Origin of the sequence: Humibacillus xanthopallidus (assembly GCF_006717145.1) — a bacterium.
GTDB lineage: Bacteria > Actinomycetota > Actinomycetes > Actinomycetales > Dermatophilaceae > Humibacillus > Humibacillus xanthopallidus.
In genome coordinates this window covers 871,685-884,557 of the sequence record NZ_VFQF01000002.1, presented here as the reverse complement: position 1 = coordinate 884,557, position 12,873 = coordinate 871,685, and the positions used below count along the sequence as shown (strand labels likewise).

At 66.2% G+C, this 12,873-nt stretch carries 6 protein-coding genes and 2 pseudogenes; 1 reads left to right on the top strand and 7 read right to left on the bottom strand.

From position 1 onward, the window contains the following. Positions 1-815 precede the first annotated feature (815 nt). Positions 816-2,378, bottom strand: coding sequence for an IS1634 family transposase (locus tag FHX52_RS14820; RefSeq protein ID WP_141820155.1), 1,563 nt, complete (start codon positions 2,376-2,378; stop codon positions 816-818). Positions 2,379-3,011: 633 nt separating this feature from the next. Beyond that, positions 3,012-3,466: pseudogene (locus tag FHX52_RS14815) on the bottom strand (ISL3 family transposase); the annotation flags it as partial. 3 nt (positions 3,467-3,469) lie between these two features. Between FHX52_RS14815 and FHX52_RS14810 the strand changes: the two are divergent. After that, positions 3,470-3,922: pseudogene (locus tag FHX52_RS14810) on the top strand (transposase); the annotation flags it as partial. Positions 3,923-4,103: 181 nt separating this feature from the next. Here FHX52_RS14810 and istB read toward each other — a convergent pair. From istB to FHX52_RS14785, 5 genes are all read right to left on the bottom strand, one after another. Next, a complete protein-coding gene (istB, locus tag FHX52_RS14805; RefSeq protein WP_141823105.1) occupies positions 4,104-4,907 on the bottom strand; it encodes an IS21-like element helper ATPase IstB in 804 nt (267 codons plus the stop codon). Then, positions 4,907-6,178 carry an IS21 family transposase gene (istA, locus tag FHX52_RS14800; RefSeq protein WP_141819030.1) on the bottom strand — a complete coding sequence of 424 codons (1,272 nt, stop codon included), beginning with the start codon at positions 6,176-6,178 and terminating at the stop codon, positions 4,907-4,909. The genes istB and istA overlap by 1 nt, the downstream gene beginning before the upstream one ends. 612 nt (positions 6,179-6,790) lie before the next feature. Next, positions 6,791-8,107, bottom strand: coding sequence for a hypothetical protein (locus FHX52_RS14795; RefSeq protein ID WP_141823104.1), 1,317 nt, complete (start codon positions 8,105-8,107; stop codon positions 6,791-6,793). Between the two features lie 13 nt (positions 8,108-8,120). After that, positions 8,121-10,553 (bottom strand): protein kinase domain-containing protein, encoded by a 2,433-nt coding sequence (locus FHX52_RS14790; protein WP_185747301.1) that lies wholly within the window; start codon positions 10,551-10,553, stop codon positions 8,121-8,123. A 536-nt stretch (positions 10,554-11,089) separates the two neighbouring features. After that, positions 11,090-12,724, bottom strand: coding sequence for a hypothetical protein (locus tag FHX52_RS14785; protein WP_141823102.1), 1,635 nt, complete (start codon positions 12,722-12,724; stop codon positions 11,090-11,092). Between the last annotated feature and the right edge of the window lie 149 nt (positions 12,725-12,873).

Below are 12,873 nucleotides of genomic sequence, written 5' to 3'. Positions count from 1 at the left end.
CCACCGCCCTGATGTGGCATTGGAATGGGGAGAGGAACCTTCTTCGCAGGCGACTTGAGACAAGCGCTGGTAGGCAGATCGGCCGTCTTGGGGAGGAGGCGATAGGCCGGCTCCTCCAGAGGATTCCACGTTGCGAGGTGGCTATGAATTCTCCCATTCAGGGAACTAATGGTGTCGTGGGTGAGCTTGACGTGGTGAGTTGGGACGCGCAGGCGGGCGTCGGATGTGTGTTTGAAGTAAAGTGGACGGCGGATGTCGATGGCTATTCCCAAGTTGGCCGTCGAGACGATGTCTTGGCGGATGCGCAACAGAAGCTTGCCAAGGTTCGAAGCAGTATCGAAGGAGGGTCGATGGAGTGGCCCGAGTCTCTTCCAGATTATGCATCCATTGATTGGGGGTGGATTGTTGTCGGAATGAGTGGCGTTCCGCGCAAAAGAAAAAACTTGGCGGGCGCTCTCACTGCCACCAGTGCTAATGTTATCGAGTATCTTGTAGACGGCCCTCTCCCTGGTGCGTCACTGGCGGAACTTCTTGAACGGGTCCGGCGGCCCCGTCTACCGCACGGATGGAAACCCGGCCTCGTTCGTGAATCTCTAGAGGTTGAAGGCGTGAAGATCCGATGCTCGTACGCGCGTCCGAATTTTGACTTGATAGATGCGGCGGTGGGGAACTTGCATGAGGCCATAGCTAGATCAACTGCCGGTGGCCCCGGCGGGGGTTTGATTGGAATGCAGTTTGGTCCCAGAGGAGGGCGGTATGATCATCTCGCGCTAGGCACACTTCGACGTATTCCACTCGACCCGAGTCGTGCCGCTTTAGTGTGTCGGCCAGTTCGTGCCGGTAGCGATGATGATGTCGCGGCCAGTGTCGGTGAGGGGGTCGGCTGCGGTGTGCTCGTGCCCGGCGATGGTCAGGGTCATCAGTTGCAGCGGCCGGAGCGTGCGCACGAGCTTCTTGATGCTCATCCCGGTCGCGTCCTGCAGGTAGCGGGCGACGGCAAGAGCCGCGAAGACGATGGTCAGGTGGGCCTCGATCGACTCGCGGGTGTGGTGGAAGATCGGCCGAGCCCGCAGGTCGCTCTTGCTCATCCGGAACGAGGCCTCGACCTGCCACAGGTCGTGGTAGCTCGCGATCACCTCACCGGCGGGCATCACGTCCGCGGGGATGTTCGTCACGTAGCCCTTGAGGCCGGCTAGGCGCCGCGCTCGGGCGAGGGACGCTTCGTCCAGTGACTGGGTGCCGTGCTTCGTGGTGACGAACCGCGGTGTGCGGGCGGCTTTCTCCCCGGCCACGACGGCACGGGCGCGGTTCTCCTGCAGGGTCAGGGTCTTCCCGTCGCGGGCGGCCCTCTTGCGGGAGTAGGCCCACACGGCCCGCCAGGACCGGTCGTGCACGGCCGGGTCCCAGGTCGGCTCCGTCTTCTTGTTGACGTCGTTGACGCCCCGGGCGGCGGTGGTGGCGACGCGTGGGGTGATGGTGTCGATGACTTGCCCGTCGGTGAACGCGTCCCCGTGCCACCGGAAGTGCGACGCCAGGTCCGCCGGCGCCTTCGTCACCCGGGAGCCGACGATGAACCGCAGCCCCGCCGAGTCCAGATCTCTCAGGTTCGACGCGGACAGCATCCCGGCGTCGGCGACGACGACCATGTCCGACAGGGAGTGGCGCTGCTGGAACTGACGGATGATCGGGATCATCGTGGTCGTCTCTGCGGTGTTGCCTTCCCAGCAGCCGATCTCCAACGGGAAGCCGCCCCGGTCGACGAGGAGGCCGACGACGATCTGCGGGTCGACGCGGCGTTCCTTGGAGTAGCCGACCTTGCGCAGCTCGTCCTCGTTCTCTGCCTCGAAGTACAACGTCGTGACGTCGTACAGGCACAGCGACACATCCCCGCTCGCGGTGGCGTGGGTGAAGCACGCGCCCGCGAGCACGTCGCGGTAGCCGCGCTCCTGGGCACGGGCCAGCGACCGGAACATGGTGCGCAACGACGCGTGGGCGACCCCGACCTCCTCAAGCACGCGCAGCGAGTCGGCCTTGGACGTCGGCTCGATGATCCGGGCGAGCACCAGCTGCTGGAACGCCACATCGTCGATGGCATCGAACCCGAGCCGCGTGTACGCGCCCGCCAGGACCTGCCACAGCACCGCGCTGGACTTGGAGGTGATCACCGCGTGCCCGGCCGGGACCGCGCCTGCGCTCAGGTCCAGCTCGCCCTGTCCCGGGTACACCTTGCGGCGGGCGGCCGCGACGAGGGCGGCGAGCTCGGCCTCGGTGTGCGCCGAGCCGAGGTGCTCGAGTACCCGGTCTCGTCCGTCCAGACGCTCAGCGATCTGCACCGCCGTCGCCCCGGAAGCCGTTCGGACCTTCCGCACGAACACCACGAGCGCGACCCTACCGGCCCGCTTAGTGTGTCAACGCGACTCAGCGCACCGCCTTGACCAGCACAAACGCTCGGCCAATCGCCGAGATCGCCAAAAGTGGCACGAGTCAGGTTGGAATGCAGTTTGGTCCCAGAGGAGGGCGGTATGATCATCTCGCGCTAGGCACACTTCGACGTATTCCACTCGACTTGGACGCTGGTAGTTCCAAGGAAGAATGAATCGCCTCATCGGGAGTAGTCCGGCCGCATTCCGCCGATGATCGGCACAGAGCCAACAAGTGCCCCAACGCGTCCTTCCGAGCTTCTCCCGGCTTCCCGCCTCGCCGCTGCTAACTCCGCGAATGCGTGCTCACCACCAATACAAGCGCCGTGCTTGGCTCCACCTGAGCGACAAGGCTCCTGCGACCGGAGATCCAACTAGACTACTTGAGTGAGCCGGTCTGCTTGGGTCAGCGACAGGCCACGCAGATGGCGGAGGCAAGTCGAGTTAGATGCCACAGGGTCGCGATTTAGCAGGCCGCGGGGCTGGCGGCGTCCCGAGTCTGGTCGTAACCGCCGAGGCGTCACGGGCAACGAGGGCGTGCCAATTGTTCACGTTGACACAATCCCGGCTCTTGGGACCTGGGGTGGGAGGTCATGCCATCCGGGGGTCGGTGAAGGCTTCTCCGATGAGCAGCATGCGCAGTCGGTAGTTGTCGCGATTTCTCAACCCTCGAGCGACTCGGCGGTGGAGCTCGATGAGTCCGTTCACGGCCTCGGTGCCGCCGTTGTTGGCGCGGCCGGTGGTGAAGTACGCCAGGAACGGTTCACGCCATTGCTTCAGGGTCCGTCCGAGGCGGGCGATCTCGGGGATCGGGCACGAGGGGAACGAGGCGAGGAGTGCTCGGCGATCCGGCGGCCCGCCGGGAGGTCTTTCTGGTGGAACGCGGAGCGCAGCTGCTGCCCGGCCTGCCACGCCACGAACACCTCGTCGTGGCGCTCGTCGGCAGCGACCGCGGCCTCGAGCCTCGCCTGCTGTCGCTCGGTGAGACGTTCACGACCGCACCGCAGGATCGTCCGGATGCCTTACAGCGGATCGCCGGCGTGGCCGCCCCGCTCCACGTCGCCCGCCGCACCCTGCACACCGGCGACGGGCTGCTCACCGACAAACAGAAGGACCGGCTCGCGGCCCTGTTCGCCCTCGAGGAGCACGTCGAGGTCGAGACCACCTGGGCCATCTACCAACGCATGATCGCCGCCTACCGCGAACCCAACCGTGCCCGCGGCCGTGAACTGCTCCAGGCGGTCATCGACTCTGTCAGCAGCGGAGTCCCCGCCGGGCTGACCGAACTCATCACCCTCGGCCGGACCCTGAGCAAGCGCGCCGCTGACGTGCTGGCCTACTTCGACCGGCCCGGCAGGAGCAACGGCCCGACCGAGGCGATCAACGGGCGCCTCGAGCACCTCCGCGGCTCCGCCCTCGGCTTCCGCAACCTGACCAACTACATCGCCCGATCACTCCTGGAGACAGGAGGATTCAGACCGCGGCTACACCCTGAATTGTGATGAGCCGTTGTGTCCTATCTCAATCCGTCCCGTGAGGTTCGGCGGGAGCCGTTCAGCAATCCCCGCTGGATGCCCACCTGGAGTTCGTTCCCAGTCGCTATCGGCTGAACTCGGTGCTGGCTGTCAACGGCGGCCGAAAACTGACCCCCAATCGTCGGTTGAAAGTTGACCCCCTGGGGTCCTAGTTCTCTTCGGGGACGGCCGCGGGGACGCGGCCGAGGTCTCGGTTCTTGAGCCGGTAGGAGTCGCCCTTGAGGGCGATGACCTCGGCGTGGTGGACCAGCCGGTCGATCATGGCGGCGGCCACGGTGTCGTCGCCGAAGACCTCGCCCCAGCGGGCGAAGGTCTTGTTGCTGGTGACGATCAGGCTGGCTCGTTCGTATCGGGAGGAGGCGAGCTGGAAGAACAGGTTGGCGGCTTCGGGTTCGAACGGGATGTAGCCGACCTCGTCGATGACCAGGACGGGATAGCGGACGAGGCGGCGCAGCTCGTCCTGCAGCCGTCCGGTGTGGTGGGCCTCGGCGAGCCGGTCGACCCATTGGGAGGCGGTGGCGAACTGGACGCGGTGGCCAGCTTGGCAGGCCCGCACCGCGAGTCCGGTCGCGAGGTGGGTCTTGCCGGTGCCAGGTGGTCCGAGCAGGACGACGTTCTCCTTGGCGGCGACGAAGTCGAGGGTGCCCAGGTGGGCGATGGTCTCTCGTTTCAGGCCGCGGGCGTGGTCGTAGTCGAAGTCCTCGAGAGACTTACGGGCGGGGAACCGGGCAGCGCGGATCCGTCCCTCACCGCCGTGGGCCTCGCGGGCGGCGACCTCGCGTTGCAGGCAGGCGGCGAGGAACTCCTCGTGGCTCCAACCCTCCTCACGGGCGCGTTGGGCGAGCCGGTCGATCGACTCGCGAAGCGTGGGCGCCTTCAAGGCCCGGGTCAGGTACTCCAGCTCCGAGGCGACGTCCCGAGCCTGCCGGGTGCTCGTCGTCCTGGTGGCCATCACGACACCTGCCCATCGAGCTCGTCGTCCAGCCCGTCGAGGCCGAACGCGGCGTCGTAGGTGCCCAGCGGGCGGACCTCCACCTGATCACCGCTGCCAGGGTCGGGGACCGGGCGCAGCAGGTCCGCGCGGCCCCGGCGCAGCAGCTTCGCGGCCACGGCGTGCTCGAAGTCGGTGATCGTCTGGTGCCAGGCCCACACCCGGGCGTGGTCGGCCACGACCGTGCCCTCGCAGGTGACCCACACCCGGTCCAGGTCGGCGTGGACCTCGACCCGGCGACCGATCACGGACGGGTGGACCGAGTAGTCGTTCGAGTCGAGGCGGATGTAGTGGTCCCGAGGCAGCCGGGTCGTGGCCCGCCAACCGACCTCCGGGGCCACTGGCGGCAACGCCAGCATCGCCGCCCGGTCCGCGCCGACCCGGTCGTCCGGTCGGCAGCCGAGCACCCGCATCCGGCGCGCGTTGGCCTTCACGAGGAACCCCGCGAGCTGGGTGTTGAAGTCCGCCGGCGACGTGAACCGACGGCCCGGCAGGAAGGATCGCTCGAGGTAGTCGTGGAACCGCTCCAGCATGCCCTTCGCTTCGGGGTCGGCCGGCTTACAGATGTACACCTTCACCCCGAGCACCCCGCGGAAGGCCTGACAGTCCAAGGTCAGCTCCGGCGCCCGCGCCCGCCACCGCCCGACCGCGCCCTCCCCGTCCCACACCAGCGTCCTGGGCACGGCGCCGAGCTGCTCGGACAGCAGCCGCCACCAGCCGGCATACAGATCCTCCGTGTCCCGGGACGGGATCAAAGTCGCACCCGCGAACCGGGAGTACCCCGACACCATCGTCATCACCGGCAACCGCTTCGCCGTGCGGGACTGGCCGAACCCGACCGGCAGCTCGATCGGTGGGAACCAGAAGTCGAACTGGGCCAGCTCACCCGCCTCATACGTGGTGCGTGAGGCCGGGTCCGGCGGCAGGTACGCCGGCCGCAGCTCCCGCACCCGCTCCTTGAACACCGTCAACCCGCGCGTCCACCCGACCCGTTCGGCGATCACCGTCGCCGGCATCGTCGGCACCGCCTGCAGCTGCTCACGGATCAGCGCCTCGAACGCGTCCACGGCCGACCCCGCCGGTGTCCGCGCGTACTTCGGCGGCCCGTCCGCGGCCAACGCGGCACGCACCGTGTTCCGGGCGACGCCCAACGTCCTGGCGATCACCTTGATCGGCATCTCCTCAGCCCGGTGCAACCTGCGGATCTCTGCCCAGTCCTCCACCGACAACACTCCTGCCTCCCTGCCTCGAAGCTGAGGACAGGGTCTCTGCAGGGGGTCAAAATTCGACCGTCGATACAGGGTCAGTTTTCAGGCGTCGTCGACACTGGCGCCAGGCTTCGACGCCGAGGTGTTCTTCCGGACGTGGTCAAGCCGCTCGACGACATGACTGCGACGGCTTCTGGGGTTCAGCATTGCCCAGCGCGACGACCCGCCCCTTTCAGAAGCGCTGCTCGGTCCGATCCCCCGGCAGACACCCTTGGGGGGCGACCCCGAGCGCGGGCTGGCACCAGCGACTCGCCGGCGGCTACTTCCTGCGGGGCACTTTCCCCGCCGCCCGCCGCCCGTGGTAACGCCCACATCGCACTCTTCGCAGCATGTGAGCCCGATCGTTGCACTGCCAGGCGGGCGGCATAGGACGCGCTGTCCGACCTCGAGCTCGAGGACTCCCACCACCGGACCGACATCGCGCTGGCTGCGAATCAGAGACAGGCAGGCGACACCACCAGTCCTAACGTGTTCTGCTCGCAGAGACATCTGCGAGATGCCGAGTCTCGCTAACCACTGACGTGCGCACGAACATCGGGCCGCGACCCTAGGCACACGAGGGCGCCAGCGGATCGGTCAGGGTGACAGTGGTGAGAGCGTGATGTGGCCCCACTCGTCGAGCTCCTCAGGTTCGAGCTGCCGCTCGGCCCTGTCCAAGGGGTCCTGGTACTGCATGGGGCTGCTCCCGCTGGCGAAGTGCAGACGATCGTGGAGCTGTCTCACCGTCATGCCGCCAAGGTCCGGCAGGTCCTTGGCTGATTGTGTCGGGTTGAGTGTGCGATGCGTCAGTGCGTGTCGGATCATGCCGCCGAGCTTGTTGACCAGCCTGTCGATCTCAACCTGGGCCTCACCTCCAGAGGCGGCGTATCGGTCTCGTCGGATCTGGGAGCGGAACCGGTGCTCAAAGCCTGAGGTGAGGTCGTCGACGACTTGCGTGAACGTTGCGTCGGCAGCATCGAACGACGCGAGGATGTCGTCCACCTCGGGTTTCGTGATGAGGTTCCATTCCAGCGCGAGTTCGAGCGAACGCAACTGTGCGACCTTGTCGGCGGAGGCGGGCAGGTACCAGATCCGGTCCTCGCTGGCGTCGGACCTCCGGCCGACGGGTTTGCCCTCGGAGTCGCGCTCGATCCGCGGTGCGGTGGGACCCACGCCCTGATCCTTATTCGTGGCCGACCAGAGCCCGCGGAGCCAACTGGCGACCGGAACTGTGTGCCCGGCAGCTTCAAGGCGGCGGATCCGCTCGCGCGCTGTTCCGGTGGGTTGCGGGTTGAAGATCGGGTCGGAGCCCCAACGGAGGTACTCCTCGAAGAAGAAGACGAGCGCACGCTTGTTGCGTTCACTCAACCGGTAGTCAGGGCGCCCGGTGAGGCCACTCGACGCCGCGAATGTGGCGTCCGCGCGGCTGCCATCCCGTTGGAAGTCGATGCGGTGCATCTTGCCCAAGTTGCTCGGGAGCCACGCGGCGGCCAGTTGGTGCTCTCTCAAGGAGTACTCCCCACCGGCAACGGGGAGGTTGACTGGTGGGCGTCCCCAGGCGCGCACGCTGGGCACGGCACCCCCGACCCGTTGGCCGCCGCGCAGTTCGCCGCTGGGGTTCAGCAGTACCCAGCCGTTGCGGACTGGGACCATGAGAAGTCCGACCGATGATGTCGCGTAGAAGCCTTGCCCGTTTGGAGTGTCCTGGAGATCGACGTGCATCACATCGACCCTGGGTCGAAGGGCTTCGAGGTGCGGGTAGAGCCGCATCACGAGGCTGTTCGGGTCATCGAGGAGCGACCAACTGCGTTCGTGACCGTCGGGACGCCCGAAAGCGAGCACCATGTTCTGTCCATGCTCGACCTTGTACGTCAAGGACGGGGTTCCGGCCGCTGAATGCACGGTGACGTTCACGGTGTCGCGCATATCAGGGTGCCGCCTCAAAGAGCTCAGACTGCCGGCCAATCAGGGCAAGCTCCTTCGGTCCGACAATCCCGTCGACGACGGCCGAGTGGCGCGACCGTTGGAACTCTTCCACCGCCTTGAAAGTCGCCGGGCCGTAGCCCCGGAGCACGTCATTCGGGTCGAGGAACCCCAGCTTCACCAGCGCCTTCTCGAAAAGCTCTACCTGAAACATCGACGCTGGCATCGGCACATCGCAGTTGTTGCACGGATCCAGATGAAGCTCCGCGGTCGACTGGATCGCAGCGAGGGAGACGGCACGCTCGTTTCGGAGGCTGACTCCGACTTGTACCGGGCGGAGCCGCGCCGTGTTGGTTCCGTCAGCGAACTGACCCGAGTAGTTGCTGCCCCAGCACCACGCGTCGTCATCCTTGATGGCGCACGTCGTGGACCCTCCTGCCGCGATATCGTCCGCGACCAGGTCGCCACTGACTCGGATCGGAGTCGGGGAGTCGGTGACCGTCCCATTGCCGAGCGCGCCGCCGAAGTTGCCGCCCCAGCACCAGATGCTGCCGCCACTGGCCAGCGCGCATGCGTGCGTTGACCCCACAGCTATCCGTGTTGCCTCGTTCAAACCGGTGACCCGTTGCGGAGCCATGTCGCTGTACCAGGGCGTGTCGTACTGTCTGTCCGCATCGCCCGAACCCCAGCAGTACACCCCGCCTCCAGCTACTGCACAGGTCACGCTCTCGGTGCCCGCGATTGCAGTCACTGGTGGCAGTCCCTTCACGACGTGTGGGAGTTGGGGCTTCAAGACATCTGCCCGCCCGACCGGCCTCCAGCACAGCAAGGCGCCCGTCGCACGCAGGGCGCAATAGGGCGCGACTGCGACCGCGTCACTGATCGTCTTGATCCGTACGGGCTTGTCGATGGCGCGGTCGCTGGTCTGTCCGTTCCCCACCTCACCCCAGGAGTTCGAGCCCCAGCACCAGACCGACCCGGAAGAGATCGCGCACGCCCCGTTGTCGTGCACCTCAACTGCCGTCACGTCCGTCAATCCCGCGACAACGTTTGGCCGGGCGTTTTGGCTGGCCCCAGGGTTGCTCCCCGCGCCCGCGCCGCCCCAGCACCACAGGGTCGCATCATCGGCGACGGCGCAGACTTGACCCGTGCCCACGGCCACCGACTTGGCCGAGCCGAAACCCATCGGCGTGACCAGTCCAGGCCGGTCGGTTGTGCTCCCCTCGCCAAGCATTCCGGACTCGTTGTTACCCGCGCACCTCAGGCCCGTGCTCATCGCCAGGCACAAGACCGACGACACGCCGATGCGATGCTGGCCGTAGCCATCAGCCGACTTGGTTGCCTTCACGACGTCGGTCGCCGTGCCGGTGACGGGCTCGGAGGGCGCCGTTGTGGGGCCGTTCAGCGCTGAGCTCGGCACCGAACCTGAGGCCGTGCCGATCGTCCCGGTGGCATAGGCCCATGAACCTCCGAGAGTGAGCGCGGCCGCAAGAGCAAAGCCGGCGATGCGAGCCCACCTCCGGTGCGTCGGGGGTGTCAATGTGGTCAACTGGGTCTCATCCTCAGCCAACAGCGCGTGGATGAGGACGCTGGGAGGGGGTCGCATTGTGGGCGGGGCTTGCCCCGCAGAGATCAGTGGTTCCGCGAGACGCTCAGGGACCCCGGCCGACGACAAAGCTGCCGGCCATCGTTCCGGTGCCGACGGAGGGTTGGTGCCAACGACCACGGCGTAGAGGAGCGCCGTGAACGAGTACCAGTCGGCGAGGTGGAGCTGCTCTCGGGGCACGGGCCGGGCGTCCAACAGCTCAGGGGCCATGTAGCCGTTACTGCCCACCGTGCTGAAGTGCTGGCGATCGGCGCGTGCCATGAGCCCGATATCGACGAGGATGCACTCCAGCGCCCCGTCGGATCGGGTGCGGACCATGATGTTGGCCGGCTTGACGTCGCGGTGCGCGACTGGAGGTTGCAGCTCGGCGAGCTGTTCCAGGGTCGTCGCGATCATGCCCAGACCGTCGAGGAGCCTTTGCCGCGTCCGAGCATCTACACCGCGGCGTAGCACGGTGGCGAGGCTTTCCCCAGACACGAACTCCATGGGCAGCCACCACCCGGAGCGTCCCCAGTCGACGCCGCGCACCTCTCCTTCGAACGGGTCGAGGTATCCGACCAGGCCGCGCACGTTCCGCAGTTGAAGCGAGACGCCCCGCAGCGTTCGCAGTCGAACCCCGAGGTCACGGCCGGAGACGTTCGCCCCCAGATCGCTGGTGAACTGTTTCAGCGCGACTACGTCATGCGTCTCCGCGTCTGTAGCCAAGAAGATCCGGCCCTCGCTGCCACCCTCGTCGAGCAGTCGCTCGAGGGTGTACCGGGGCCTCCCTGAGGAATCCACCACGACTCCCATCTGCGCGTCGCGGCGCGACCCCGCTTGGGTCTTCGGCATCGCTTCTCCAGTGAGGTCGTCGTGGTTTGAACGGGTAGGCCTAGCCGAGGCTGGCGCCATCGTCCTCGATCCAGCACTCGCAGGCACACGAATTGCGAGATCTCACGGACTCCGCAACATGATGGTCGTTTCTCCCAGGCGGTCCTCCCACGGGGGAGCATCGGTCACCATGTCGCAATCTGGAAGTGTCTGCGGCTGTGGGCGGCTATTGCGGCGGGACATTCCCCAGCCAGCGGCGACGCTGACTTGATGATGCTCTCGGCGCACGCCCTACCCCACCGAGCCTCGAAAAGTAGGCCGTCAAGCTTGTCGATCAGGCCTGCGTACCCTTAGTCCCCATGAGGAATCACATCAGTCGCCGGAGCTCGGCGAAACCATGTAGCTCCTCGACCGTTCAGCTCTCGTCCATCTTGGACTGGGAGTCGGTTCCTTCTCGCGGGCCTATCCGCCAGGGCCGGCCAAGAGCGCTCAACCCGAAGCTCTTGACCGGCCCCGATTGGCTAGGGAGTGTCCCGCGACAAGGGAACTTCTTGTGCTCAGAACCTCCAGACGTAGATTGCCACCCCTTTGTCTTTGGCCCATCGGGCCGTATCCCATGAGTGCTCGTTGACGCTCTCGTTCAGGGTCCAGTTCGAGTCACGTACGATGAAGGTGCCGGCCTTGGTTGTCAGGCCAACAATGACGGCGGTATGCAGCCCAACAGTTGACGGGTAGTCCAAGTTCTTCTGATCCGAGCGGATGGCCTGGATGAGGTCGCCAGGCTGAGCCTTGGCGACATCCACCAAAGTCGCACCAGCAGACGCATACGCTCCGAAGTAGGTCCCTCCCGGTGAACCGTATCCGCCGATTGCGGCGGCGACGCCGTTGTTCTGCAGGACTGCATTGACGACGTTGCCGGCGAAGACCTTGCATTGACCGCCCCAACTGCCGAGCGCGAAGGATCTGGCCCGGTCTACGATCTGCTGGCCAGGCAAGTCGTACTTTATGAACACGGTTCGGCAGCCGAGGAGCACGTTGTCTCCCGGTCCGACGTTGATCCCGTAGGCACAGACCGTCTGGTTGCCGGTCTTGCTTGTGTTGATCACGGCGTCGAAACCGTGGTAGTTCCCATCCCCGGGGAACGCGCTGTTGACGTCCGGGCGGTAGGTGCGGGCGGCACCGATGTTGAACCCTTGCGCCCCTGCTGCTCCCGCCTGGCCACCCACGTAGATGTGGACGTCGATGGACCGCGTCCGCACGTTGGGGTCCGTCGCCCATCCCCGAATGCTGAGCTGGTTCGCCGACGTGGAGGTCGCGTCGTCGAGCGAGCCCCGGGGATTGTTTCCCGCGCCACAGGAGGCGCGCTGCCCCGTCTGATCGGGCAAGCTGTTGAGCTCGGCATCCGAGAGGTAGTACGGCCCCGGCACACCGGAGGCCTGAAGGCACTGGAACGTGCCTCCGTCTGGAATCCAGTACCGCTGGCCCTGGACCAACAACCAGGACGTCGGGTCGGACGGACGCTGCGACTGCTTCACAATCGCGGTGGACACAGAACTCAGGGGGGGCAGGATGAACACGGTTCGACAGCCGAGGAGCACGTTGTCTCCCGGTCCGACGTTGATCCCGTAGGCACAGACCGTCTGGTTGCCGGTCTTGCTTGTGTTGATCACGGCGTCGAAACCGTGGTAGTTCCCATCCCCGGGGAACGCGCTGTCGACGTCCGGGCGGTAGGTGCGGGCGGCACCGATGTTGAACCCTTGCGCCCCTGCTGCTCCCGCCTGGCCACCCACGTAGATGTGGACGTCGATGGACCGCGTCCGCACGTTGGGGTCCGTCGCCCATCCCCGAATGCTGAGCTGGTTCGCCGACGTGGAGGTCGCGTCGTCGAGCGAGCCCCGGGGATTGTTTCCCGCGCCACAGGAGGCGCGCTGCCCCGTCTGATCGGGCAGGCTGTTGAGCTCGGCATCCGAGAGGTAGTACGGCCCCGGCACACCGGAGGCCTGAAGGCACTGGAACGTGCCTCCGTCTGGAATCCAGTACCGCTGGCCCTGGACCAACAACCAGGACGTCGGGTCGGACGGACGCTGCGACTGCTTCACAATCGTGTTGTTCCACGGAGTCGCGCTTGCCTCCGGAATCGAAAACGCGAGGATGCTGCCAAGGCCCATGAGAACCGACAACAGCAACCTCACGGTCCAGGAGACTGGCCTGATGTGATTGTGCTCGGTAACGACCAGGGTGGTGCGTTCGAGTGCGCGACTTCGGTTCGCTTCAGTCGTCCGCCGCGACCTTGCCTCGCCCCAAGTAGGCTTCATCGTCATTATTGGACTTCCTTCCTCCT

Coding starts and splice junctions, on each gene's coding strand:
- FHX52_RS14790 (WP_185747301.1), bottom strand. CDS start 10,553: ATGCCGAAGACCCAAGCGGGGTCGCGCCGCGACGCGCAGATGGGAGTC.
- istB (WP_141823105.1), bottom strand. CDS start 4,907: ATGGCCACCAGGACGACGAGCACCCGGCAGGCTCGGGACGTCGCCTCG.